The organism is Bradyrhizobium algeriense (assembly GCF_036924595.1).
In the GTDB taxonomy this organism is placed as follows: Bacteria; Pseudomonadota; Alphaproteobacteria; order Rhizobiales; family Xanthobacteraceae; genus Bradyrhizobium; species Bradyrhizobium algeriense.
In genome coordinates, this window is the sequence record NZ_JAZHRV010000001.1 from 6,777,741 (window position 1) to 6,803,039 (window position 25,299).

Genomic DNA, 25,299 nt, shown 5'->3' on the forward strand with positions numbered 1-25,299 from the left:
ATATCTGCTCGACTATTCCTTGCGATTGCCGGCGAGCTGTTCCTTCAGCGCCGCCAGTTTTGCAAATGGCGAATTGGGATCGACCGGGCGGTCACGCTCGCGCGGCGCCGCGCTGGTCGCCCACTGACGGTGCGATGGTCCTTGGTCGCGCTTGTCACGGCCGCCCTTGTCGCGTCCGCCGAAATCGCGGCCGCCGCGCTCGCCCTTGTTGCGATCACCACCCTTGTTGCGGTCGCCCTTGTTGCGATCGAATTTGTCGCGGCGATCGCCGTCGCGGCCCTTGCCTTCAAAACGCTCGCGGGGCGGACGGTCCTGACGCGTCTGCTCGCGCACTTCAGTCGCCGGTGCGCCCTCAGTCGCGGGCGCAGCGGTAGCATCGGCCGGCGCGCCCTCGCGCGGCTTGCGGAAGTCATTGCGGCGACCGCGCCGATGACGCTGCTCGCGCGGCGCGTCCTCGCCGCCTTCTCTAGCCACGGCTGGCGCGCCTTCGGCCGGGCGGCCGTGATGGCGCTGGCGGTTGCGGTCGTGATGCGGACGGCGCTCGTCGGAACGGCCACCGGGCCGCCAGACTTCGATGAGCGCAGGCTCGGCCGGCGTCTCAGATTTCGTTTCAGGCTTGGCTTCCAAGGCTTCCGCGGCTACGGCCTCCGCGGGAGCGGCTTCAGCGGGAGCGCTTTCGGCAGGCGCTTCGCTCGCGGTGGCGGGCTCGGCCGCAGCTTCGGCGGCGCTGATCGTCGGCTCCGCCTCCTGTTCCGGGGGCGCGTCCGCGATCGCGGCTTCCGCCGGCGTGGTCTCGGCAGGTTCGGGTGCGGCCTCGACCGGCGCGGCAGGCTCTTCGCTCGCGACGGGTACCAGCGTGACGTTGGGCAGCAGCGATGCCGACGGCGCGGGATCGCCTGACATCGGCAGATCGGCTGCGACTTCTTCAGCCGGTGTCTCTGCGATTGCCTCGGCACTCGCCTCGACCGGCGTTGCCTCAGTGGAGACGGTCTCGACCACTTCCACCGGCGCTGGCTTCGGCGGCAATGGCGGGCGCTTGTCCATGCGGTAGCCGAGCGCGCGCAGGATCGAAGCAAAATCCTCGCCGGCGGATCCTGTCAGCGAGGTCATCGCCTGCGTCACCACAAAGCCGCGGCCATCGAACGCGCCGGTCGGCTTTTCGCCGGGCGACGTCTCGCGCCAGGCCAGCGCGGGGCGAATGAGATCGGCGAGCCGCTCCAGGATATCGACGCGCACCGCGCGCTCGCCGCACTGGCGATAGCCGAGCACGCGATAGGCATCCCGATGCAGCGCCTTGTCGACCGGGAACGAGGTGCGGCCCGAGCTCGCCAGATGCTGCGCGCCAGAGAGCGCGGACATATCGACATTGTCCTGCTTCTCGGCCCACAGCAGCGACGCCAGCGCGCGCGCCGCAGGCTTGAGCAACCCGGGGAAATAGATGTGATAGGCGCCGAAGCGCACGCCGTATTTGCGCAAAGTGGCGCGCGAGGCCTGGTCGAGATCCTTCATCTCGGCGGAAATTTTTGCGCGCTCCAGCACGCCGAGCGCCTCGACCAATTGGAACGCGATGCCGCGCCCGATGCCGGTGATGTCCTCGGCCTTCGACAGCCCGAACAGCGGCCCCAGCAGCTTTTCGATATGCGTCTTCAGCCACAGATCGAGCCGCGCCTGCACGGCCTCGCGCGGCGCCCCTGACAGGCGATCGTCGGCAATGATGCGCAATCGCGGATGCAGCGCGTCGTCGGCCGCGACGAGCTTTGCGACGGCATCTCCAGTCCAGCGGATGGTGCCATCTGACGTCAGCACGAACTGATCGTCGGGCGCTGCGGCAAGTTTTGTGGCGCGCGCGTCGATCTCGCTGGCGAGCACCTGTTGGGCTGCCGCCTGCAACGCCTTGGCGTCCGAGCCGGCTTCCGCCGCATCGGGTGCAAAGGTAAATCCATCGAGCCGGCCGATCGCGTGGCCTTCCACAATCACTTCGCCGGTCTTGCCAATTTCCGTATTCAAAACTGAGTTCTCCCGCAGGCGGCGCATCAATACACTGGTCCGCCGGTCAACGAAACGCTCCGTAAGCCGTTCATGCAGCGCATCGGATAATTTATTTTCGACCTCCCGCGTGATCCCCTGCCAGTGGTCGGGGTCGGATAGCCAGTCCGGGCGGTTGGCGACGAAGGTCCAGGTGCGGATTTGCGCGATCCGGCCCGACAGCGTGTCGATATCGCCGGTGACGCGGTCGGCCTGGTCGACCTGGGCGGCGAACCATGCGTCAGGTATGCGGCCCCTTTTCATCAGGAATGCATAAAGCGTGGTCACGAGCTCAGCGTGGGCCGCGGGCGCCAGCCGGCGGTAATCCGGGATCTGGCAGGCGTCCCACAGCCGTTCCACGGCGGCCGCGCCGTGGGCCATGTCCCTCACCTCGCCGTCGCGCGCCGCATGATCGAGCACGCGCTGATCCTCGGCAATCGGCGCGCGGGTCAAGGCCTCATGCCCCGGCGGCAGCGCCAGCGACACCTGCAGCGCGCCGAGCGAGGCGAAATCCAGTTTTGAATTCCGCCACTGCAGCATTTTGACGCTGTCGAACGTGTGGTTCTGCAGCGCGTTCACCAGCTCCGGCTCGAACGGCGCGCAGCGCCCCGTGGTGCCGAAGGTGCCGTTGCGCGTGGCGCGTCCGGCGCGGCCCGCGATCTGCGCGAACTCGGACGGGTTGAGCCTTCGGAACTGATAGCCGTCGTATTTGCGGTCTGACGCAAACGCCACATGATCGACATCGAGGTTGAGCCCCATGCCGACGGCGTCAGTCGCGACGAGATAATCGACGTCGCCGTTCTGAAACATCGCCACCTGCGCATTGCGTGTGCGGGGCGAGAGCGAGCCCAATACGACGGCAGAGCCGCCATGCTGCCGGCGGATCAGTTCGGCAATCGCATAGACTTCATCGGCCGAGAACGCGACGATCGCGGTGCGTCGCGGCTGGCGCGTGATCTTGCGGTCGCCGGCGAATTCGAGTTGCGACAGCCGCGGCCGGGTGATGATGGAGGCGCCCGGCAACAGCCGTTCGATGATCGGGCGCATGGTGGCGGCGCCCAGCAGCAGCGTCTCGTCGCGGCCGCGGCGATGCAGGATGCGGTCGGTGAACACATGCCCACGCTCGAGATCGGCCGCGATCTGGATTTCATCGACGGCGAGAAAACTCACATCGAGATCGCGCGGCATCGCCTCGACGGTGGAGACCCAGTAGCGCGGGTTCTTCGGCTTGATCTTCTCCTCGCCGGTGACGAGCGCCACGCTGTCTACGCCCGCCCGATCGGCGATCTTGTTGTAGACCTCGCGCGCGAGCAGCCGCAGCGGCAGGCCGATCACGCCGGAGGAATGCCCCAGCATCCGCTCGATCGCCAGATGCGTCTTGCCGGTGTTGGTCGGCCCGAGCACGGCGGTAACGCCGGCGCCTGGCGCGCGATCGGTCGCGAACGTGGAAGGTGAGAAAGCCATTATGTGCAGGTGTTTCTATTAAGTGCCGGCGCTTGAGCCGTCATTGCGAGCGAAGCGAAGCAATCCATAGCGCGGCAAGCGGAGGAATGGATTGCTTCGTCGCTACGCTCCTCGCAATGACAGGAAGCCCTTCTGGTTCCTCGGCGCCATCCCGCCGATTCTGTTTCACTTTGCGACGGCGATGCGGTCGCGGCTTAAGCTCTGGAACGAGTCTGGAACGAAACGCGCCCGAATCGCTGACTCCTCCCGAAACCCGATACGTTCACCGCAACATCTCGCGCTGACCCGCCCGGGGCGGCACTAGATCAAGTTTACACGGGCTCCACAAGCGGCGGTGTGAGGGTGAAATTCTTAAAGACCGGAGTCGAATCAGAATGGGGTAAGAGTCAACAGGATTCCCGCGGGCTCGGTGTCCCCCTCTCCCCTTGTGGGAGAGGGTGGATCAATCGCGCAAAAGCGCGATTGAGACGGGTGAGGGGTTCTCTCCGCGAGTCCCGCCCGTGGAGAGAACCCCTCATCCGGCGCTTCGCGCCACCTTCTCCCACAAGGGGAGAAGGAAGAAAGGGCGCGCGCCGCTTCCAGGCTCAATTCGTCTTCGCCACCCTCGGCGGCGCTGCCGTCGTCACGAACGACGTCGCCTCCAGCATCGCCAGGCCGAACGGCGTCGGAATCGTCATGCGGAATGGAACCAGGACGCGGGTTCCCGCGATCGGCACGAAGGCGATCTCGATTTTGCGTTCGGTGGCGAGATATTTGATCACGGGGCGATCGGGGATGTAGCCCGCGACCGGCGTGAAGTAGATGGCGCAGACCAGCGCCGGCCCGTGATAGCCCCGCTCGGCCTTCACTGTTTCCATGCGCTTGTAATCGAGCTTGAGGTCGTAGCGCATGCGCCCGTCGAAGATCCCCGCGCCGGTGCGGCAGGAATCCGGGCTCAGCACCTCGCCATTCCCCGGCACGCGCAGCATCGAGCCGGTCATGGGATCGAGTACGTTCTTGCGGTGCGCGTCGGTGACGACGATGCGGTCCGGATCGACCGGCGGCGCCGGATCGATCGAAAAATCCTTCACATTGCCGTTGGTCAGCACGAGGCGGATGGTTTCGGACTTCTTCTGCGTCGTGGTGGTGGCGGTATAGGCATTCGCGACCAGCGCGCCGTTGACGACCCGGCCCTGGCTGGCGCCCGAGCCCGTGCCGCCGGAAAACGCCTTCAGGAGGCCTGCGGTGCCGCCCTGGGCGGCGGCCGAAAACGTGTCGTCGCCGATTTCGATGGTCCAGGCCCCCTTGCCGACCGGAATGCCCGCCAGCGTCGCCTCATACTGCGCATCCAGCCGCCCCTGCGCGGAAGCCGCCTGCGGCGCGAGCCAGAGGCACGCGGCGGCGCACAGGCCAAAAACGAGCCTTGAGGCGAGCCTTCTTGAGGCGAGCCTTGGGGGGTGCGAAACGGCGCATTTGGCGGTCACGAATGGATTGTCCCGGGATCGGCGCGAGCTGATGTTCATGTAGGCAGACATATCCGGCAATCAACGCGCAAGGTTTGGCAAAAACCACGCCTATCAGACCTCTCGTCGCCGCCCGCCTCTTTTGCGGAAGGCCAAAGGCCTACTTAACGAAAGCCATGGTGTCGGCGGGGATTGCGCCCTTTATATGATCCCTTAAGTGGCTGGAACCCCTTGGAAACCGGCTGATTCTGAGCATGGCGTTTTCAAACGGGGCCTGCCCCGGACTTGGGTCCCTCGGTGGACTTCCGCCTCGCGTGAAGAAAACGCGTCAAAACAAGGGACTTGGGCCCCGGAACGGAGCTCCCGCCGCCCAAAAACCTTGACCGGATGGCGATCTCCCCCTATACGACCGCAGTTCCTGGAAATGGACGCGATTTTGGACCCCCGCGCAGCCGCGAGATGCGCTTGCCTATGGCGGGGATGGAAGAGGATTTTGCAATGTCCCGGCGCTGCGAACTGACGGCCAAGGGCCCCCAGGTGGGCCACAAGGTGAGCCACTCGAACATCAAGACCAAGCGGCGCTTCCTGCCGAACCTGGTCAACGTCACCTTCATCTCGGACGCCCTCGCCCGCAACGTGCGCCTGCGCGTCTCGACCAATGCGCTCAAGAGCGTCGACCACAATGGCGGCCTCGATGCGTATTTGATCAAGGCCAAGGCCGACGTGCTCTCCCCCCGCGCGCTGGATCTCAAGCGCGCGATCGAGAAGAAGGTCGGCAAGCCGGTGTTCGTGAAGAAGGCGAGCTGAGTTTTAGCTACATCGGCGGATCAGAGTTTGAAGCGGCCGGGTCGAAAGACTCGGCCGCTTTTGGTTGAGCACTCCCCTCACTCGCGATTCGTCATGGCCGGGCTTGGCCCGGCCATCCACGTCTTACTTGCCGCGCTGACTCAGAACGCCTTCGGCAATCCGGCCTGACGCAAAATCGCATTCGCGGTGTGTCGGCTCGGAATGCCCACGGGCACCGGAAAATTCCGTTTGGTGATCGGGCTGTGCCAGATTTCGTGGCTGCCTTTGCCCTGCCGGACCAGCAAGCACCCTGCGGCGCGCAGCAGGTCGCGCAACGGCTTGTCGAATTGCGGAGCCATTTCAGGCGGCGGCCGGCTCAGCTTCACGCAGCGCGGTGATCTGCAGGAATAACGACGCCGGATCGACGTCGGGATGATTGTCGGGCAGCAGGTCGAGCGCCATCGCCGATATCTTCGCCAGCAATTCGTCGAGCGTGGCTCCGTCGGCGGCGGCGGGAATGTCGTCGCAATGTCCGCTCCACACCGAGGCTTCATCGTCCCAGGTCGCGGAGATGGTAAAGATAACCGGTTTCGACATATCGGCTCTGCCTCACCTCACCGGGCCGCACCAAGGCGCGCCCTTGCAGGGCATATATAGCATGCCGCCACCCTGCGCGGGAGGTGGCATGAACCAGAGCGAGAGCAGCGCCGAAGCACCGTATTTCCACGGTGAGGACACACGCGCATTCCCCCTTGCCCACCCCTTGCGGTTGCGATTGTATCCCCGACGGGTCTGGGGGCTCTGTCATGCGGAATCTGGGAATCGTGGCGCTGTGCGCTGCGTTGGGCGGCTGCGTTTCAAACGGCGAAACCATTGCGTTTCGCGCTTCCAATCCACAGCAACAGGCGATGATGCGTGACGGGCAACCGGCGCTCGTTTCACGCCAGAAACATTCGCTGGTGCTGGTCCGTCCAGCATCGCGTCAACTGCAAGCGAACGGACGGCCGGTGTTTGTCGTCGGCATCAACAACGTCGGAAAGCAGCCCACCGAATTTCGTGTCGCCCAGGTCGAAGCCATCCAGCACGTCGGCGGCTCCGACTTCGGAATGCAGATCGTCACGTTCGAAATGCTGCAGCAGGAAGAAAAAAACCGGCAGGTGGCACGAGCGGTTCTCGCTGGCGTTGCCGGCGCTGCGAACGCCTACAGCGCCTCTCAGGCAGGCCACGGAAGCTACACAACACCAAGCGGTCGCTCCGGCACTTTCTACAGCCCGACAGCCGCCGTGATCGCACAGAACAACGCCGCCGTTCAGAACGAGGCCATGTTCGCCGCCACCATCGAAACGGGCCAACGCAACATGGCTACGCTTGAGCAGACGGTCATCAAGGACAACACGCTCATGCCCGGTGAATGGTATGGCGGCCAGTTGCACATTGCGCCCCCGACCGATCAGGCCGGCGGCCAGAAGAGCTACACGATTGTTATCACCGTCGGACAGGATCGGCATGTGGTGGACGTTAATCAAGGACCGGCGGGGACATAGAACGATGCGCGGCGGCGTGCATGGCTCATCTAATCATGGTGGTTTTGCGCGCTAGAGTTTTAAGACTACGGGGCGGCCGAGTCGGATGATGCCGCATTTGTCGTTTGCGGTGGCGTCGAATTAGGGAAGGCTGGACAATTGACGCCTTAAGACTCCCCAATTAGCAAGTATCAGCCTATGTTTCGCGTGATACGCGTAGGCAACCGTGGCGTGCATAATAATAGGCCTCGGTTTCTGACTTTAGTCCATCAGTGGGGCGGGGGATGAACGTCGTTGCTAAAGCCGTAAAGCATGCTGCACCCGGACCATATTTGGGCTTTGCGCTACAGCCGGTGCGCCTCTGCTATCATTTGCTAACTTGTCCGAAAGATGCACGCGTCTCGCTTGAGTATTTGGACGATGTAGCCATCCACAATCCGGACGGCTCTGTTACTCTCGAACAGACTAAGAGCGCGCTGAAGCAAAATCCGCTCTCGGATTGGGCGGCGGACTTATGGAAAACGATAGCAAATTGGCTCAACAGCGCATCGAACAATACGATTGTCCCACACCATTCTCAATTTCGACTCTACGTAACGCCCCTGCGAACAGGGGAATGGGCACAGGCGCTCAGCAGCGCCAACTCCGCCGGGGAAGTCGCCGACCTTGTCGAGAAAATAAAGGCTAAATACGCGAAGAAAAAATTGGCCTGTGATCCTTACTTACAACGCTTTTTCGATGCCCCCGAGAATGACCGCGTTGCCATCGTGACGCGCTTCAGTGTGGTGAGCGAGGATGATCCCATTGAGGCCCTGCGTACTCTTATCAAGGCAACAGTTGCGCCTGATATAGTTGACATCCTGTGTCACTCCGCAATCGGCATGGCGAAGGAGCAGGCGGACAAATTAATACGCGATGGTAAGCCGGCCCTGATCGACGGCAACACTTTCAAAGCCAACTTCATCAGCTTTGTGAAGAAGAACAATCTGCCCGGCTTGCTCACGTCCTTTGCGTCAGCGCCAGCGCAAGATGAGGTCGCCGCTGTACTGTCAACGCATCCAACGTTTATTCGTCAACTCGAGATCATTAAGACAAGTCAGGAAGATCGCGTTAGGGCGGTCAGCGATCTTTTACGGACATCCGCCGACAAGTCTGTATGGGCCGAAACCGGCCAAGTGTTTGAAGCAAGCTTACGGGACTGGGATGACGACCTTGTGCGACGGCATGCTCTGATATGCGGTGAAATTTCTGACGTTTATTCGGAAAAAGATCCTCAATTTAGAGGGCGCCAAAGCTACCGCCGCTGCGCACAGTTGCAGGCGCCGCTGGACGGTCGCGCGGTCCCTGCGCATTTTGTGCATGGATGTTTCAATGCCTTGGCCGACTCCATGCAGATTGGATGGCATCCAGATTACAAATCTCTATTGGTTGAGGATAGCTAATGGCTGATTCTTTAGTGAGTTCATCGTCTCTAAGCGAGATCGAGATCGTTCAAAATCCCGCATTGGGCGCATTCGCTATTTGGCGCTTCGGATTAGGATTTCAGAGTGAGGACAGCCGCCCTGCATCATTTCTGCTCACGTTCCTTGTTCTGCCCCTTGTGTTGCACCGGCCGACTTTGGCAATCATTAATTCAACTCAAAGAGCATCAGGGTTAGCTCTGTTCGCCGCCAAATTGGGGCAAGAACGCGAAAATCTCCTTGCAGTGCACGAGCGGGCGCTCGCACTTAGGCGGCTTACGTTACAATCAATCGCGATGGGTACAGCGCAGCGCCTCTTAACACTAGACTATGCTGCAACAACCATCCGCGCCAATTCACCTGAATCCAGCGTTCGAAAGCCCGTACTGCCAGAACGGATAAAAGGTTTTTCAGGCGCTCCCGAAAAGGTCGGCTACTGGTTTTCAAAACTAGGCCTGCATCAAATTACATCTACGCTAGCTGTGGAGTTCTAATGTACTTTCAGCTTCGCAAGCTCATCTTATGGCCTCGCATCGATGCACCACCTCGTGTGGTTACATTCCAGCCCGGCCACGTAAACGTCATTAGCGGAGCCTCCAAGACCGGAAAATCGGCGGTAATTCCTATCATTGACTACTGCTTGGGAGCAGACAAGTGCGCCATCCCCGTCGGCGTTATCCGTGAAAATTGCGGTTGGTTCGGAATAATCGTCGAGACAGTCGAAGGGCAAAAGCTTCTGGCAAGGCGCGAACCTGGTGACCAGCAGAAGACTGGCGATATGGTCCTCATTGAGGCCCCACAAATTGAAGTCCCCACACGCATCGAAGAGAAAAACACCAACCTTGATACCGTAAAAAATATGTTGAACAGGCTGGCGGGTTTGACCAACCTCGAATTTGAACCTGGTACGGAAAACGGATTCAAATCACGCCCGAGCTTTCGTGATCTGATGGCCTTTACCTTTCAGCCCCAGAACATCGTTGCTAATCCCGACGTAATGTTTTTCAAGGCAGACACCACGGAACATCGCGAGAAACTAAAGACGATTTTTCCCTACATACTAGGAGCAATAACGGGCGCTGTATTGCAAGCGAGGTTTGAGCTAGATCGACTGAATCGCATTCTGCGACGCAAAGAGACGGAATTAAGGGCGATAGTGTCGGCAACTTCGGCTTGGCAGCTTGAGGCGCAGGGCTGGCTTAGACAGGCAATCGAACTAGGTTTACGGCCCGCCGACCAAGTCATACCGGCGGACTGGCCCAGCGTCGTAGATATCCTTCGGCGCATTGTCGCCAGCAACAGCCGAAATGCCCGACCAACGCTTGCTGGAATAGATGTGACCCTCAGTCGGTTAGAGAGACTTCGAAGCGAAGAGAGCGAGGTCGCGGCCAAGCTAAGTGAGCACCGGCAACGGCTTAATGAGCTGCGACGATTGTTAGAGAGCAGCGAAGCCTATGGAGGAGCCATGCATATTCAGCGAGATCGGCTCTCCCTCGCGAACTGGCTTCGAGATATGGTCGACACTGAACCCGAGGACCCAATTGTCAAGTTGGGACAGGGTGGACGCGATCAACTGATGGTTCTCTGTGACAATCTTGATGCCTTGGAGGTAAGGCTCAAATCGCATCCCAGCCTATCCGACACTCTCGACAAGGAAATGTTGCGTCAGCGCTCCTCAGCCGAGGACGTGCTTAGCAGGTTGAACGAAATTCGGGCCGAGATTACGGGTCTTGAGCGCGACTCCGATGCTGCAAAGGAAGCTGCAGATCATTTTGACCGAATCGAGCGTTTTCTTGGACGCCTGGAGCAGGCGTTGCAGCTATACGATCGAGCTGATCAATCATCCGACTTACGCGACGAGATCGCGAAGCTGCGTACGCAGATCGAGCAATTACAAAGAATAATTTCCGAAGCCGAAATCCGCCGCAAACTAAACAACGCGCTTAGCAGGATCGAAAACTCCACAAGTCAGCTTGTTCCGCGGCTCGATGCTGAATGGCCAGACGCGCCAGTGCGCCTCATTGTGGAAGATTTAACGGTCAAGATCATACGCGGCAGCAGGGACGATTATCTCTGGGAGATAGGCAGTGGCGCGAACTGGCTTGCGTATCATGTGGCATTGACGCTCGCGTTACAGAAGTTTTTTCTGGCTGAACCAAATCATTTCGTGCCGGGACTGCTCATCTATGATCAGCCGAGCCAAGTCTATTTTCCGAAGCGAACGGCCAGTGAGGAGGATCTGGATGGTGTTTTACTGAGGGACCAAGACATTGTTGCTGTCCGAAAAGTCTTCGCTTTGCTCGGCGATGAGGTCAAAGCCGCAGGCGGACGCCTTCAGATTATTGTCCTAGATCATGCTGATCAGGACGTTTGGGGTGGACTCGCCGGTGTGGACCTTACCGAGGAATGGCGCGGCAACGCACTGGTCCCCACCGAGTGGCTTAGTCAGTGATGACTATAGCCGGATAGTCATCTTTTCTGGTTTTCCGTCGCATTTCCAACAACGAACGAGCCCTCGTCCGCTGCGCTGCGGACATTGATACTGAACAATTCCCAAATCCACGCTATACTCGCCAAGGTAGCATCCCAATTTCCCCGGCGAGTCCCCCATGCGAAACATCATCATCTGCTGCGACGGCACCGGCAACGAAATCTCCGAGAACATCTCCAACGTCCTGAAGCTCTATCGCTGCCTGCGCAAGACGGAGAAGACGTCCCCGCGGCAGCTCGTGTTTTACGATCCGGGGGTCGGCACGCTGGAGCGGCCGGACCCGTGGCACCAGTTGAGGCAGGATTTCAACGCCATCCTGGGGCTCGCCACCGGCTATGGGCTCGATGACAACGTGCTCGCGGCCTATGCCTTCCTGGTCCACAATTATCAGACCGGCGACCAGATCTATCTGTTCGGCTTTTCCCGCGGCGCCTATACCGTGCGGGTGCTGGCGGGGCTGATTCACAAAATTGGCCTGATCACGCCGGAGCAGGTCAATCTCGCAGGCTCGGGGCTGATCGCCTACAAGCAGTTCTCCTCCGACGAGGCGCCGAAGCTGCGGGCCGAGCACAAGCTGCTCACCGAGACCGGCGACGCGCTGGGGCCGCTGCCGCAGACCGCGTTCGACAACGCCGCGCAATTCGCGCGCATCACTTCATCCCGCTGGCCCACCATCCGCTTCGTCGGCGTCTGGGATACGGTCGCGAGCGTGATCGTGCCGCGGGCCGATCGCTTCTATTGGCCGAGCCTGGAGGAGCTGGCGTTCACGATTTCGAACCCGAGCGTGCAGACGTTCCGGCAGGCGATCTCAATGGACGAGCGGCGCTGCATGTTCCGCCTCAAGAAGTGGGACGACCCGCAGACCTTCAAGCACAACCGCTTCAACGATGCGCATGCCGAGCCGCAGGATATCTTGCAGGTGTGGTTCGCCGGCGTGCATGATGACGTTGGCGGCGGCTATCCGGAAAAGCAAAGCGGGCTTTCCAAATATCCGCTGCTGTGGATGATCGACGAGGCGACGAAATGCGGGCTCGGGGTTAACCAGGCCACCGTCAACCAGCTCGCCTGGGGCATTCAGCGCAAGGGCTCACCGTTCTCCTATGTCGCGCCCGATGTGCGCGGCGAGCTGCACGAGTCGCTGCGAGGGGCGTGGTGGATCCTCGAATATTTGCCAAAGAGCGCGAAGTACAAGGAGTGGCCGGCGCGCAAAGTCCATTTCGGCTATTACATCCCGGACGCCGAACCGCGCTTCATTCCTGACGGCGCCACCATCCACGAATCCGCGCTGCTCCGCATGGACGCGATGCCGAGCTACCGGCCGGTGAACCTGCCGAAGCAGTACGAGAAGTTTCCGATGCCGGTGCCCCCGGCGCATGGGAGCGCGGAGGCGGAGGAGGAAGCGGCGGGTTGATGCTCTCTCCCCGTCATTGCGAGCGAAGCGAAGCAATCCATCGCGCCGCGTAAAGAAAGAATGGATTGCTTCGCTTCGCTCGCAATGACGTGGATAGAGCGCGGGTTCGTAGGATGGGTAGAGCGCAGCGAAACCCATCAATCCCTACGCGGAGGCGTGATGGGTATCGCGGAGTTTATCATCGGGCCGGCCAAAGGCCGGACCCGTTGGCTCCACCCATCCTACGGAAGCGCCGCCGCACCACTCGGCCATTGGCCGACCACTCCCGCAATCTTGCGGCCACATTCCAGCCCGCCCGCGACCCAAAGGGTTAACGGATCGTTCAACTCTGCCCCCTATTCTCGACGCTCCGCTGCCAGAACCGGCTTCAAACGCTCAGGACGAGCGATGTTGGAACGATCGATCGCCGATGAAGTCGAAGCGGCCATCCAGGCCGGCTCGACCGAAAAACATCTGGATACGCTGAGGCAGGTCACCGACCTGTTTCTAGAGTCCGCCGACGGCTATTCCGGCGAACAGATCGAGCTGTTCGGCGACGTACTCGAACGGCTGATCCGGACCGTCGAACTGCGCGCGCTGGCCGATGTCTCCGCGCGCATCGCGCTCGCCGAAATGAGCACGCAGCTCGCCTCCATCAAGCAGGCGCCGCCGGCCGTGGTCCGCCGCCTGGCGAACAATGACGAGATTACAATCGCCCGTCCCGTGCTGACCGAATCGGCGCGGCTGACGGCCGACGATCTGCTCGAGCTCGCGCAAACCAAGGGCGAGCAGCATCTGCTCGCAATCTCCGGGCGCTGGTGGCTGACCGAAATCGTCACCGACGCGCTGCTGAAGCGGCATTACCCTTCCGTCAGCCTGCGGCTGGTCACCAATCCCGGCGCGCGGATGTCGGCGGCGGGCTATGCCATCGTGCTGAAGCAGGCGGAAAGCGATCCTCATCTGGCGGTCGAGACCGGCATTCGCGTCGACCTGCCGCCCGAGCAGCGCCAGCAATTGCTGCGCAGCGCCACCGAGGTTGTGCGCACGCGGCTGCTGTCACGCGCGCCGCCGCATCTGTTCGAGGAAATCCGGAGCGCGATTGCGCTTGCCGCTGCCGGCGCCAACCGCGAAATGTCGCGCACGCGCGATTTCGCCGCCGCCCGCCGCTTCGTCGCCGCACTTGCCAAGCACGGCAAGCTCAGCGAGCCGGCGCTATTGGCGTTTGCGAAAGAGCGGAAATACGCCGAGACGGTTGCAGCGCTTGCCGAATTATCAGGCTCGACTATCGACGTGATCCGCCCTGTGATGCAGAGCCTGCGCGACGACGGCGTGCTGATCCCCTGCCGCGTCGCCGGATTGAATTGGGAAACAGTCGCCGCCGTGCTCGACAGCCGCTTCGCTTCGGGGAGCATGGGCCGCCATGAACTCGCGAAGGCAAAAGAGCAATATGGCAAGCTGACGGTCGAAAGCGCCCGGCGCTTGCTGAAATTCTGGCAGGTCCGCGCCGCCGACGCGCCGCCGAAGCCGAATTGAGCGGATGTGCGACGCCGCATCCGCATGCTCCGTCATTGCGAGCGCAGCGCTTACTTCCCTTCTCCCCTTGTGGGAGAAGGTGCCGGAGCGAAGCGGAGGCGGATGAGGGGTCTATCTCCGCGGAGAGAACCCCTCATCCGGCTCGCCGCCGCTGCGCGCCAGCGATCCACCTTCTCCCACAAGGGGAGAAGGAAGCGTCGTCACGCCGCGCGGGTCAGGTCCGCGTCGAGATGCTTCAGCCGCGGCATCACTTCCTGCTTCAGCAGGCGCAGCGAATTATGCCACGCCTCCGGCTTGTGCTTGTAGTCGAAGCCGAACACCAGCAGCGTGCCGAAGCCGCCGACCTCATGATAGATTTTTTCGATCTTCTCGGTGACGGTCGCGGGCGAGCCGACGATCCAGTTGTTGCGGGCGCAATATTCGACCGTGACGTCGGAGTCGGCGACGTCGGGCGCGGCCTTGAGGTAGTCCTTGAAGCCGAAATGACCGAGCAGAGGCAAAAAGTATTCGCCCATCATCCTGCCCATCATGTCGCCGACCGACAGCCGCCACGCCTCCTCGTCGGTGTCGGCGATGAAGACCTCGCGCACCAGCCGCCAGTCGCTGCGCTTTGGCTTGCGTCCGGTTTTGGCGGCACCGATCTCGACCGATTCCCAGTGACTGCCGACATAGGCCGGGTTGAGGTTGAGGCTCATCGGAATGTAGCCGCGCTCGCCGGCGAGCTTGAGCGTGTCCGAGCCCTTGGACAGGCCGGCGACGCCGATCGGCGGATGCGGCGCCTGCAGCGGCTTGATGTGGGGCTTGAGGAAGTCGAACATGGTGTCGGGCTTGTTCACCGTCCAGAATTTTCCGGTGTGGGTCCAGGGTGCGTCCTCGGTCCACATCTTCAAAATGATCTCCAGCGCCTCCCGCGTCATGTCGCGGTTCTGGCCGGACATGCCGTCGACGTTGAACATCGCCCAGTCGCTCGGCAGGCCGCTTGCCGCGACGCCGAAATTCAGCCGCCCCTCGGAGAGGTGATCGAGCATGGCGACGCGGTTGGCGAGTTCGGCCGGGTGGTGGTAGGGCAAGAGAAAGCCGCCGGGGCCGAGGCGGATATTTTTGGTCTGCAAAAACGCCTGCGCGAGAATGAGATCGGGCGAGGGATGCGGCTCCCACGGTGCGGTGTGATGCTCGCCGATCCAGGCTTCCTGATAGCCGAGCTCATCGAGCCATCGCAGCGTCTGCAGGTCCCAGTCGTGCCCCTCCTTCAACCCGCACTCCGGCGGATGGGACGGCATCGTGAAATATCCGATCTCCATGGGGTGTCCTCTCGCTGTTCATTTTTTCAAAACGCGTCTGTCGCGCGCAAGCGAGAGCATAGCACGCGACGCGTGTGGCTGAGATATGACGAAACGGATGGGCAGAGGTTCGCGCGGCGGAGTGACGCGCTACCTCGTCCCGAACGTCGTAGCGCCGAACAGCGCCTTTTGCGTCGAGGGTTGCGAGCGCCAGTATTGCGGCGGGGCGGAAACCTCGCCGCCGAGTTCGGCCGCGGCATGCCAGCCCCAGCGCGGGTCGTAGAGCATGGCGCGGGCGAGCGCGACCATGTCGGCTTTGCCGGAGGCTACGATCTCCTCGGCCTGCCTGGCTTCCGTGATCAGGCCGACGGCGATGGTGGGAAGGCCAGTCGCCTCGCGGATCGCCTGCGCGAACGGCACCTGGTAGCCGGGGCCGAGCGGAATTTTTTGCAGCGGCGAGACGCCGCCCGAGGACGCGTCGATCCAGTCGACGCCGCGGCCCTTCAATTCGCGCGCAAACTCGATGGTCTGCGCCAGATCCCAACCGCCCTCGACCCAGTCGGTGCAGGACACCCGCAATCCTACCGGCTTGGATTGCGGAAACGCCTCGCGCACCGCGTCGAACACTTCGAGCGGAAAGCGCATGCGGTTCTGCAAGGAGCCGCCATATTGGTCGGTGCGCTGGTTGGCGATCGGCGACAGGAACTGATGCAGGAGATAGCCGTGCGCGGAGTGCACCTCGATGGCGTCGATGCCGAGCCGCTCGGCGCGCTTCGCCGCCGCCACGAAGGCGTCGCGCACGCGCTTAAGTCCTGCCGCGTCGAACGCCAAAGGCGGCGTCTCGCTCGCCTTGTGCGGGATCGCCGAGGGCCCCTCTGCCCGCCAGCCGCCCTCAGTCACCGGGATCAGTTGCCCGCCCTCCCACGGCGTGTGGCTCGAGGCCTTGCGGCCGGCATGCGCGAGCTGGATCATCACCGCGGCCTTCGAGCGCTTGCGCACCGAGGCCAGGATCGGCTTCAGCGCGGCTTCGGTGGCGTCGTTGTAGAGGCCAAGGCAGCCGGGCGTGATGCGGCCGCTCGCCTCGACCGCCGTCGCCTCGATGCAGAAGATCGCAGCCCCCGACAGCGCCAGCGAATTGATGTGGGTGAAGTGCCAGTCATTGGCCTCGCCGTCGACGGACGAATACTGGCACATCGGCGCCACCATGATGCGGTTGGCAAGGTTAAGGCCGCGCAGCTTGATCGGGGTAAACAGAGCGCTCATGGGATGGGGTCCAGACGGGAGAGAAAGCGACCCTTAATATCTAGCGAGCAGCTCCCCTCTCCTCAACCCGCCGGGATTGCAACCCTCCCCCTACGGCTTGATGCCCGCCGCCTTGATCAGCTCGAGATTGGCCGCCGTCTCGCGCTTCACAAGCTCGTCCATGTCGGCCGGCTTCATCGGCATCGGCTCGATGCCAAGTTTCGAAAGATTCGCCTGCATGGCCGGATCGGTCAGCACCTTCGCGCCGGCCGCATGCAGCCGCTCGACGATATCGGGCGGCGTCTTCGCTGGGGCGAACACGCCGAACCAGATCGCGCTGTCGGCGTCCTTCAATCCGATCTCGACCGGCGTCGGCACGTCGGGCAGGTCGGCGACGCGTTTCGCCGTCGAGACCACCAGCGCGCGCACCTGGCCGTCGCGGATCAAAGGCAGCGCGGTCGAGAGCGGGCAGAAATACAGGTCGATCCGCCCGCCGATGATGTCGGCGATCACTTCGGGACCGGCGCGATAGGGCACGTGCGTCGCCTCGATACCGGCGGCAATGCGGAATTTTTCAGTGCTGATATGCACGGCGCTGCCGATGCCTACCGAACCGAACGAGATCGAGCCGGGTTTGGCCCTGGCGTCTGCGATAAAGTCCTGAATGGTTTTCCAGGGTCGCACGTTCGGCACGATCATCACGTTGGCGCTGGATCCGATCATCAGTACCGAGGCGAGATCCCGGGTGGCGTCGAAAGTCGCGCTCGGGAAAATAGCCGGCGCAATCGCCAGCGCCGACGATTGGGCGAGAATGCTGTAGCCATCGGGCTCGGCTTTCGCGACCAGCGCCGAACCGAGCGCACCGCCGGCGCCGGCGCGGTTTTCGATCACGATGGGCTGGCCGAGTTCGGCCGCGAGACGTTCGAACACCAGCCGCGGCACCACATCGGCCGCGCTGCCGGCGCCGAACGGAATGGTCGCCTTGATCAGCCGCGACGGCCAGCCTTCGGCATGTGCGGTGGTGGCGGTAAAAAAGCTGGTCAGCACGCAAATAACGCGAAGGGACTTGTACATCAAAAACTCCGGTTTATCGCCCGGAGCGATGCAAGAACCATTCCGCTTTCGCCTACTCACTCCACGAGCGTGAATTGCAGCAGCAGATTGCGCTGGATCATCGAAAAATTGTCGTCGGAGACCAGCGTCAGCACTGTATCGCCCTCCGGCGTGACGTGGACGTCGATACCTTCCATGTTGTCGATCTCGTGGCCGAGATCGGCCTCGAAGATCGAAGGCCCGTCGATGACAGCGCCGGGGACCAGGGAGGCAAGCGCAACGCGGCGGATGCGGATGCCCACCCCGCCGAGCCAGGAGAATTTTCGCTCCAGCAGCAACAGGCTGCCGGACGGCAGCAGCACCGCATCGCTGACATCGAAATTGTCGGTGCGGCGAATACTGAACAGCCCCAGCGTCTTGCCGATCAGGAAGGCTGTGATGTTGCCCTGCGCATCGAGCCCGCGTTCGGAGATCGCGATCAGCGTTCCCGCCAGCGGCAGGCCCTTCGGCACCACGACAAGCGCCTCGATTCCCTTGTTGTAGGGCAGCTTGCGCACGCCGAGCGGCAACTGAATCAATTCGCCATGCGCGCGCGTAAATCCCTTGGCGAAGTCGAAGCGCAGTATCTGATTGACGCGTTCGAGGCCGACATAAACCAGCGAGCCGTCGAGCGCGAACGCCTCGGTATCGAACCAGCCGCGCGAGGTGATCGGCTTGCCGTCGGGACCGAGCATCGGCGAGGCCTCGACGTCGTCCAGCCCGGTCATCTCGCGGCCCTTGTAGACAATGCGCCCCGTGAACCAGCCTCCCTTGTCGCTGATCGCGATGAAGCGCTCGCCCTTTGCATCGAGCCGCAGACCCGACAATCCGCCGAAGCCGCGAAACCGCGAAGTCAGGATGAGCCCGCTGCGATATTCGAGTTCGCCAAACCGCAGACGCGACCGGTCGCGGGTATCGAACGAGGGCAACGGCCGGGCATTGACCTCGATCGAGACCGGCGCGGTGACCGAGAATTCGTCGGGACCGGTCTGCTTCGGGGGCCGCTGAACGGCCGTTTGCGCAGCCGCGATGGCGGGCATGGCCGTCATCGAAAGCCCCGCCGCTGCATATTTCAAAAGGCGGCGGCGGCCTATGAGCGGGCGCATGCTCTCACGAATGCAACCGGCGCGGCCGGTGGTGGCCCGTGGCGGGCGCGGCGCCTTGGGTCTCGCTGAACAGTTCGGCGAGCTTTTCGGTGATGGCGCCGCCGAGCTCCTCGGCATCGACGATGGTGACGGCACGGCGATAGTAGCGCGTGACGTCGTGACCGATGCCGATCGCGATCAGTTCGACCGGCGAGCGGGTCTCGATCTCCTCGATGATGTGGCGCAGGTGCCGCTCGAGGTAATTGCCGGGATTGACCGACAGCGTGGAATCGTCGACCGGCGCACCGTCCGAAATCATCATCAGGATCTTGCGTTGTTCGGCCCGGCCGAGCAGCCGCTTGTGGGCCCAGTCCAGCGCCTCGCCGTCGATGTTCTCCTTCAGGAGCCCCTCGCGCATCATCAAGCCGAGATTCTTGCGCGAACGCCGCCAGGGCGCGTCCGCAGACTTATAAATGATGTGCCTGAGATCGTTGAGCCGGCCGGGATTGGCCGGCTTGCCGGCCGCGAGCCACGCCTCGCGCGACTGCCCACCCTTCCAGGCGCGCGTGGTGAAGCCCAGAATCTCAACCTTGACGCCGCAACGCTCAAGCGTGCGCGCCAGAATATCGGCACAGGTCGCCGCCACCGTGATCGGGCGGCCGCGCATCGAGCCGGAATTGTCCAGCAGCAGCGTTACGACCGTATCGCGGAAGGTCGCTTCCTTCTCATGCATGAAGGACAGCGGATGATAGGGATCAGTGACCACGCGCGACAGCCGCGCCGGATCGAGAATGCCTTCCTCGAGATCGAATTCCCAGGCGCGGTTCTGCTGCGCCATCAGCCGGCGCTGCAGCCGGTTGGCCAGCCGCGCTACGATGCCCTGCAGATGCGCGAGCTGCTTGTCGAGATAGCTGCGCAGCCGTTCCAGTTCGTCATGGTCGCAGAGATCTTCCGCCGCGATCACCTCGTCGAACTTCGGCGCGAAGGCATGATATTCCGGTCCGCGCGGCTCGTTGACGCCGCGCGTATTCGGCCGCGTCGCCTCGCCCGGCGTCTCGTCGTCGCCGAGTTCTCCGTCGTCGAACGTGTCTGATGTGGAGGCCTGCGCGCTCTCCATCGCGCTCTCAGACATTTCGTCGGTGGAGGCCTGCGCCTGATCGGCGCTCATTTCCTGCGCGGCATCGGAATCGGGAGAGCCCTCGGCGCCGGACTGGTCGCTCTCGCCGTCCTGATTCTCGTCGTTCTCCTCGTCATCGGCGTCCGCATCGCGCTCGTCGCCGAGATCGAGCGCCGACAGCAGGTCATGCACGAGATCGCCGAACTTCGCCTGGTCCTCGGTGACGCGGCTGAGCTTGTCGAGCCTGGCGCCGATCTTGTCTTCCAGCACCGGCCGCCAGAGGTCGACCATCTTCTTGGCCGCCGTGGGCGGCGCGAGGCCCGTCAATCGCTCGCGCACCAGCATCGCCAGCGCGTCCGACAGCGGCGCATCGGCGCGATCGGTGATCTCGTCATATTTGCCGCGATGGAAATGATCGTCGAGCATCGCGGTCAGGTTTTTCGCCACGCCCGCCATCCGACGCGAGCCGATCGCCTCGACGCGCGCCTGCTCCACCGCCTCGAATACACCGCGCGCCTGCGGATTTCCCGGCATCAGCTTGCGGTGCACCTTGGGATCGTGACAGGCGAGCTTCAGCGCGATCGAGTCGGAATGGCCGCGCACGATGGCCGCATCGCGTTTGGTCATCTTGCGGGCCGGCTCCGGCAACCGCGCCTTGCCCGGCGCGAGACCCGGACGCTCGGCCGCGAACGTCACTTCCAGTTCCGGCGCCCTTGCGATCGCACGCAGGCATGAGGTCACCGCGCGCTTGAACGGCTCGGTCGGGGCTTCCTTGGATCCGGTACGGAATTTTTGATTGGACGTCGTCATGACCACCTTCACCGCCGTCGTCCCTGCGAACGCAGGGACCCATAATCACCAGCGGTCGTTATTTCCCGATCTCTAACACCATCACTCTACCGAAGGGCCGCGGCGTATGGGTCCCCGCGCCCCGTGCGCAATTGCGCACTAGGCGGGGACGACACTAGGACAGCGCCACGTTCACCGCCGACTCCGGCAGTTCCTGGTTGAAGCAGCGCTGATAGAATTCGGCCACCAGCGGCCGCTCCAGCTCGTCGCACTTGTTGAGGAAGGTGACGCGGAACGCAAAGCCGATGTCGCCGAAGATGTCGGCGTTCTCGGCCCAGGTGATCACCGTGCGCGGGCTCATCACCGTCGACAGGTCGCCATTGGCGAACGCGTTGCGGGTCAGGTCGGCAAGCCGCACCATCTTGTTGACGATGTCGCGGCCTTCCGTCGTGCGGTAGTGATGCGCCTTCGAAAGCACGATCTCGACTTCCTCGTCATGCGCCAGATAGTTCAGCGTCGTGACGATCGACCAGCGGTCCATCTGGCCCTGGTTGATCTGCTGGGTGCCGTGATAGAGGCCCGACGTATCGCCGAGACCGACCGTGTTGGCGGTCGAGAACAGCCGGAACGCCGGGTGCGGCTTGATCACCTTGTTCTGGTCCAAAAGCGTCAGGCGGCCGGAAACTTCCAGCACGCGCTGGATCACGAACATCACGTCCGGGCGGCCGGCGTCGTATTCGTCGAACACCAGCGCGATGTTGTGCTGCAGCGCCCAGGGCAGGATGCCGTCGCGGAATTCGGTGACCTGCTTGCCTTCCCTGACGACGATCGAGTCCTTGCCGACCAGGTCGATACGGCTGATGTGGCTGTCGAGGTTGACGCGCACGCAGGGCCAGTTCAGCCGCGCCGCAACCTGCTCGATGTGGGTCGATTTGCCGGTGCCGTGATAGCCGGTGACCATGACGCGGCGATTCTTGGCAAAACCGGCGAGGATCGCGAGCGTGGTGGCGCGGTCGAAGCGGTAGTCCGAATCGACTTCCGGCACATGCGGGTCGACCTCGGAATAGGCCGGCACTTCGAGATCGCTGTCGATACCGAAAACCTGCCGGACCGACACCTTCATGTCGGGCATACCGGCGGGCTCCGAAACTTTGCTCATGGCGGCGGTCGTCATCAATCCTCCGAGGTCCCGGGCGGTCCCGAAACCAGATCTGTTGAATGGCTGCGGATGGGGGCTAATACAAACCTAGCAGAGAGCAGGGGCCGGCAGAAGCCCGCGGCGCAATCAAAGTTCCGTTGCTTTATCATTGAGATAGGTCGTGTATCAGGTTTTTGGAGGGCTGCCCTGCGAATCACGCCGCACTTTTGCCGGCTTGACCGCCCCGCCAGGCTCAAAACCGGAGGTCGCGGCACTTCCGGCCCCTGGGCGGGCTTGGTAGCTGAGTTCAGGCGACCCACCTAACGGACGGCATGATTGTGACTTCATTCCTCGATCCCGTGATTGCGTTCGTTTCGGCTCATCCGTGGCTGGCCTATCTGACGCTATTTCTCGCGGCCCTGCTGGAGGCGATCCCGATAGTGGGGGCGCTGGTGCCGGGCTCGACCATCATCCTTGCCCTGAGCGCGCTGGTGCCCGGCGGCGAACTGAAGCTGTGGGGTGTGCTGGCGACCGCGATCGCCGGCGCCCTGCTCGGCGACGGCTCGGCGTTCTGGGCCGGCCATCGCTCGCAGCGCGAAATTCTGGGCGCCTGGCCGATGTCGCGATATCCAGCTGTGATGGCGCAGAGCGAGGCGTTCTTCCACCGCTGGGGAACACTCGCCGTCTTTTTCGCGCGCTTTGTGCCGCCGATCCGCGCCTTCGTGCCGGTGACGGCGGGCGCGCTCGGGATGCCGCCGATGCTTTTCTTCGGCGTCAATATTCCCGCGGTGCTCGCCTGGGCGTTGGCGCATGTGCTGCCTGGCGTGCTCGCGGTCTCGGCATTGCATGAATATGCCGGCCTGCCCCACCAACAGCACACCGGCAAACATCTGTGGATGCTGGCCGTGTTCGCATCAGCGATCGTCGCGCTCGGCGTCTGGACGCTGCGCCGCCGCCGGATCGGCAAGGCCTCTTCAGACAAGGCCTCTTCAGACAAGGCCGCTTCAGATCAGGCCTCCTCAGATCAGGCCTTGCCGGGACCGCGCCCTGGCGCCGGACCGACGTAGCGGGCGCGGGGCCGGATCAACCGGCCATGCTGCAATTGCTCGCAGGCATGCGCGATCCACCCCACCGTGCGCGCCATCGAGAACAGCACCAGCTCATGGCCGGGCGGCAGGCCGAGCGTGTGCACCAGCACCGCGAGGGCATAGTCGATATTGACGAATTCGCCGGTCGCCTCCGCGATACGGTCAGGGATTTCATGGGTGAGCTTGCGGTCAGCCCCGGAGCGCGCCAGCGCTTCCAGTAGCGCCCATGCGCGGGGATCGCCGTGCTTGTAGACCCCATGGCCAAAGCCCGCGAAGCGTTCGCCGAGCGCGACGCGCTCGCGGATGACGGGCGCGACCTCGCCATTGGCGAGCGTCTTCAGGAGCTGCGCCGCCAGCACGCCGGCGCCGCCGTGCTTCGGGCCCTTCAACGCGACGAGGCCGGCGATAATAGCGTCATAGAGGTTCAAGCCGGTCGAGGCCGCGCAGCGCACGGTGAAGGTCGAGGCATTCAGCTCATGATCGGCCAGCAGCACCAGCGCGCGGCGGATCAGATCGGCAGCGTGCTTGTGCTCCGGCGCCCAGACGCGCGCGATCTGCAAATGAAGCGGTTTTGCCGAGGATTTGGCGTTCAGCATGGTCGCGACCACGAGCCGCATGATGCGGCCGCCGAGCATCGCGCGCCCCTCGGGCGCCCGGGTGAACGCCCGCGGGTCGGCACTGGCTGCGAGCGCGAGCACGGCGATGGCGCGATCGATCGCATTCGCCCCGCGCGTGGCGTCAGCGACCGCGCGCATTTCGTCCGAAACGACGGGGCAATTGTCCTGCTCGAACGGATCGGCGCCGGTGACGTCCCACAACAAGGTCGCCGCATGTTCGAGCGTGTCGCGCTCGGCGAGGTCGACGCAATTGACGCCGCGATAGATCGGCCCGTCCTCGGTGATGGTCGCGACCGCCGAATCCATGACCGGCAGATCGGCGTCGAAGCTGCGCATGCCACGAGGTTCGGGCGCTGGCGTGCGCCGCTCCTTCAGCGTGCGGACGTCCTCGGCCCGGTAGCGGTGGCTGCGGGAATCCTGCGACGGCTCCGAGCGGATCAGCCCGCGGCTAACATAAGCGTAGAGCGTCGCCTGCGAGATCGCGAGTTCGGCGGAGGCCTCGCGGGCCGAGAGGTAAAGGCCGGCGGATTTTTTCATATTGATTTACATAATCAAGATTGATCAATCTGTCGAGGGGCCCGACCTTTGACAGCAGACAAAGGAGAGCCCCCATGAACATGCAGATTTCCAAGACCCCGATCGGGCTGGACGGCATTCCGGCCGCCGAAACCGTCCTCAGCCATGTCGACGGCGAGCGCGGCGAACTGATCATCGCCGGCGAACGGGTCGGCGACCTCGCGGGCAAGTCGAGTTTTGAAGGCGTGACCGCGCGGCTGTGGAAGGCCGCAATGGGAACCTCGCTCAACGAGGCCAATGTGCGCTCGAGGCTCGGTGCTGCGCGGGAACGCGCATTCGCACGGCTACCCGAATTGCTGCCGGCAACGCGTGGCATGTCGATTGTCGACGGCTTTCGCGCAGCCGTTGCCGGCCTGCGCGGCGAGAGCGGACTTGAGCACGAGGCGACCATCGTCGGCGCGTTGCCTGTGATTGCGGGCGCGCTGCTGCATCGGGCCAAAGGCGAGGACCCGATCGCGCCCGACCCGACCCTTGGCCATGCCGCCGACACGCTGTCGATGCTGCGCGGCCGCAAGGCCGAACCGCGCGAGATCACCGCGCTGGACACCTACTTCGTCACGGTGTGCGACCACGGCATGAACGCGTCGACCTTCACCACGCGGGTGGTGGCCTCGACGCAGGCGGATTTGTTCGCAGCCGTTACCGCCGGCTATTGCGCGCTGACCGGCCCGCTGCATGGCGGCGCCCCGGAGCCGGTGCTGGAAATGCTTGATGCGATCGGCTCGACCGAGCGCATCAAGCCGTGGGTCGACAGTGCGCTGGCCCGCGGCGAGCGGCTGATGGGATTCGGCCACCGCGTCTATCGCGTCCGCGATCCACGCGCCGATGTGCTGAAGGACGCGATCGCGCGGCTTGCCGGAGACGGCGCCGACTTACCCTTTGCCGGCGAGGTTGAGGCCTACATCCGCGACGCGCTGCGGCGGAAAAATCCGGAGCGCCCACTCGACACCAATGTGGAGTTCTTTACCGCGATCCTGCTCGACGCGTTGAAAATCCCGCGGCAGGCGTTTACGCCGATCTTCGCGGTCGCGCGCGCCGCCGGCTGGACCGCGCATGCCCGCGAGCAGCAGCGCGGCGGCAGGCTGATCCGGCCGAGTTCGGCCTATATCGGGGCAATGCCGGGGTGATTGGAAACCGTAGCCCGGATGGAGCTCAGCGTAA

The 25,299-nt window shown here is 63.1% G+C and carries 20 protein-coding genes; 9 read left to right on the plus strand and 11 right to left on the minus strand.

The window, feature by feature from the left end; translation table 11 throughout:
* Positions 1 to 12 precede the first annotated feature (12 nt).
* Positions 13 to 3,489, minus strand: a complete 3,477-nt coding sequence (locus V1286_RS32680; RefSeq protein ID WP_334486914.1) for a helicase-related protein — start codon at positions 3,487 to 3,489, stop codon at positions 13 to 15.
* 584 nt (positions 3,490 to 4,073) lie between these two features.
* Positions 4,074 to 4,952, minus strand: a complete 879-nt coding sequence (locus tag V1286_RS32685; RefSeq protein ID WP_417021206.1) for a DUF3108 domain-containing protein — start codon at positions 4,950 to 4,952, stop codon at positions 4,074 to 4,076.
* Between the two features lie 477 nt (positions 4,953 to 5,429).
* Between V1286_RS32685 and rpmB the strand changes: the two genes are divergently transcribed.
* Entirely contained in the window at positions 5,430 to 5,738 is a 309-nt protein-coding gene (gene rpmB, locus V1286_RS32690; RefSeq protein WP_057855003.1) for a 50S ribosomal protein L28, read from the plus strand.
* 140 nt (positions 5,739 to 5,878) lie between these two features.
* On the opposite strand, the gene V1286_RS32695 is transcribed toward rpmB, so the two are convergent.
* Together V1286_RS32695 and V1286_RS32700 are read right to left on the minus strand one after the other, a co-directional pair.
* The gene (locus V1286_RS32695) at positions 5,879 to 6,076 is read right to left on the minus strand and encodes a type II toxin-antitoxin system HicA family toxin (RefSeq protein WP_334486920.1); all 198 of its coding nucleotides are present in this window, start codon (positions 6,074 to 6,076) and stop codon (positions 5,879 to 5,881) included.
* 1 nt (position 6,077) lies between these two features.
* On the minus strand, positions 6,078 to 6,314 hold the full coding sequence (locus V1286_RS32700) for a DUF1902 domain-containing protein (RefSeq protein ID WP_334486922.1): 237 nt from the start codon (positions 6,312 to 6,314) through the stop codon (positions 6,078 to 6,080).
* A 209-nt stretch (positions 6,315 to 6,523) separates the two neighbouring features.
* Here V1286_RS32700 and V1286_RS32705 point away from each other — a divergent pair, with 209 nt between their 5' ends.
* The 6 genes from V1286_RS32705 (at position 6,524) to V1286_RS32730 (ending at position 14,114) form a co-directional block, all read left to right on the plus strand.
* Positions 6,524 to 7,261 (plus strand): hypothetical protein, encoded by a 738-nt coding sequence (locus V1286_RS32705; RefSeq protein WP_334486924.1) that lies wholly within the window; start codon positions 6,524 to 6,526, stop codon positions 7,259 to 7,261.
* Between the two features lie 263 nt (positions 7,262 to 7,524).
* A complete protein-coding gene (locus tag V1286_RS32710; RefSeq protein WP_334486926.1) occupies positions 7,525 to 8,682 on the plus strand; it encodes an ABC-three component system protein in 1,158 nt (385 codons plus the stop codon).
* Complete coding sequence (locus V1286_RS32715; protein ID WP_334486929.1) at positions 8,682 to 9,194, plus strand: three component ABC system middle component; 513 nt, start codon at positions 8,682 to 8,684, stop codon at positions 9,192 to 9,194. The genes V1286_RS32710 and V1286_RS32715 overlap by 1 nt, the downstream gene beginning before the upstream one ends.
* The gene (locus tag V1286_RS32720; RefSeq protein WP_334486932.1) at positions 9,194 to 11,152 is read left to right on the plus strand and encodes a DUF3732 domain-containing protein; all 1,959 of its coding nucleotides are present in this window, start codon (positions 9,194 to 9,196) and stop codon (positions 11,150 to 11,152) included. The genes V1286_RS32715 and V1286_RS32720 overlap by 1 nt, the downstream gene beginning before the upstream one ends.
* Positions 11,153 to 11,309: 157 nt before the next feature.
* On the plus strand, positions 11,310 to 12,602 hold the full coding sequence (locus tag V1286_RS32725) for a DUF2235 domain-containing protein (RefSeq protein WP_334486935.1): 1,293 nt from the start codon (positions 11,310 to 11,312) through the stop codon (positions 12,600 to 12,602).
* 387 nt (positions 12,603 to 12,989) lie between these two features.
* Positions 12,990 to 14,114, plus strand: a complete 1,125-nt coding sequence (locus V1286_RS32730; RefSeq protein ID WP_334486938.1) for a DUF2336 domain-containing protein — start codon at positions 12,990 to 12,992, stop codon at positions 14,112 to 14,114.
* 200 nt (positions 14,115 to 14,314) lie between these two features.
* Here the strand turns inward: V1286_RS32730 and V1286_RS32735 are convergent, their stop codons facing one another.
* The 6 genes from V1286_RS32735 to cobS form a co-directional block, all read right to left on the minus strand.
* Positions 14,315 to 15,415 (minus strand): LLM class flavin-dependent oxidoreductase, encoded by a 1,101-nt coding sequence (locus V1286_RS32735; protein ID WP_334486941.1) that lies wholly within the window; start codon positions 15,413 to 15,415, stop codon positions 14,315 to 14,317.
* Between the two features lie 129 nt (positions 15,416 to 15,544).
* Entirely contained in the window at positions 15,545 to 16,657 is a 1,113-nt protein-coding gene (locus V1286_RS32740; RefSeq protein ID WP_334486944.1) for an NADH:flavin oxidoreductase/NADH oxidase, read from the minus strand.
* Between the two features lie 90 nt (positions 16,658 to 16,747).
* On the minus strand, positions 16,748 to 17,710 hold the full coding sequence (locus V1286_RS32745; protein WP_334486946.1) for a Bug family tripartite tricarboxylate transporter substrate binding protein: 963 nt from the start codon (positions 17,708 to 17,710) through the stop codon (positions 16,748 to 16,750).
* Positions 17,711 to 17,766: 56 nt separating this feature from the next.
* Complete coding sequence (locus tag V1286_RS32750; protein ID WP_334486948.1) at positions 17,767 to 18,777, minus strand: esterase-like activity of phytase family protein; 1,011 nt, start codon at positions 18,775 to 18,777, stop codon at positions 17,767 to 17,769.
* 61 nt (positions 18,778 to 18,838) lie between these two features.
* Complete coding sequence (gene cobT, locus V1286_RS32755) at positions 18,839 to 20,740, minus strand: cobaltochelatase subunit CobT (protein WP_334486951.1); 1,902 nt, start codon at positions 20,738 to 20,740, stop codon at positions 18,839 to 18,841.
* A 154-nt stretch (positions 20,741 to 20,894) separates the two neighbouring features.
* Positions 20,895 to 21,893: a cobaltochelatase subunit CobS gene (gene cobS, locus V1286_RS32760; protein ID WP_334494715.1), complete on the minus strand. Its 999-nt coding sequence runs from the start codon at positions 21,891 to 21,893 to the stop codon at positions 20,895 to 20,897.
* 302 nt (positions 21,894 to 22,195) lie between these two features.
* Between cobS and V1286_RS32765 the strand changes: the two genes are divergently transcribed.
* Positions 22,196 to 22,924 carry a DedA family protein gene (locus V1286_RS32765; RefSeq protein WP_334490054.1) on the plus strand — a complete coding sequence of 243 codons (729 nt, stop codon included), beginning with the start codon at positions 22,196 to 22,198 and terminating at the stop codon, positions 22,922 to 22,924.
* Here V1286_RS32765 and V1286_RS32770 read toward each other — a convergent pair.
* Positions 22,882 to 24,099 (minus strand): citrate synthase family protein, encoded by a 1,218-nt coding sequence (locus V1286_RS32770; RefSeq protein WP_334486956.1) that lies wholly within the window; start codon positions 24,097 to 24,099, stop codon positions 22,882 to 22,884. The two genes, V1286_RS32765 and V1286_RS32770, sit on opposite strands and share 43 nt — an antisense overlap.
* 74 nt (positions 24,100 to 24,173) lie before the next feature.
* Between V1286_RS32770 and V1286_RS32775 the strand changes: the two genes are divergently transcribed.
* Positions 24,174 to 25,265 carry a citrate synthase/methylcitrate synthase gene (locus V1286_RS32775; protein ID WP_334486958.1) on the plus strand — a complete coding sequence of 364 codons (1,092 nt, stop codon included), beginning with the start codon at positions 24,174 to 24,176 and terminating at the stop codon, positions 25,263 to 25,265.
* The last annotated feature ends 34 nt before the right edge of the window (positions 25,266 to 25,299 follow it).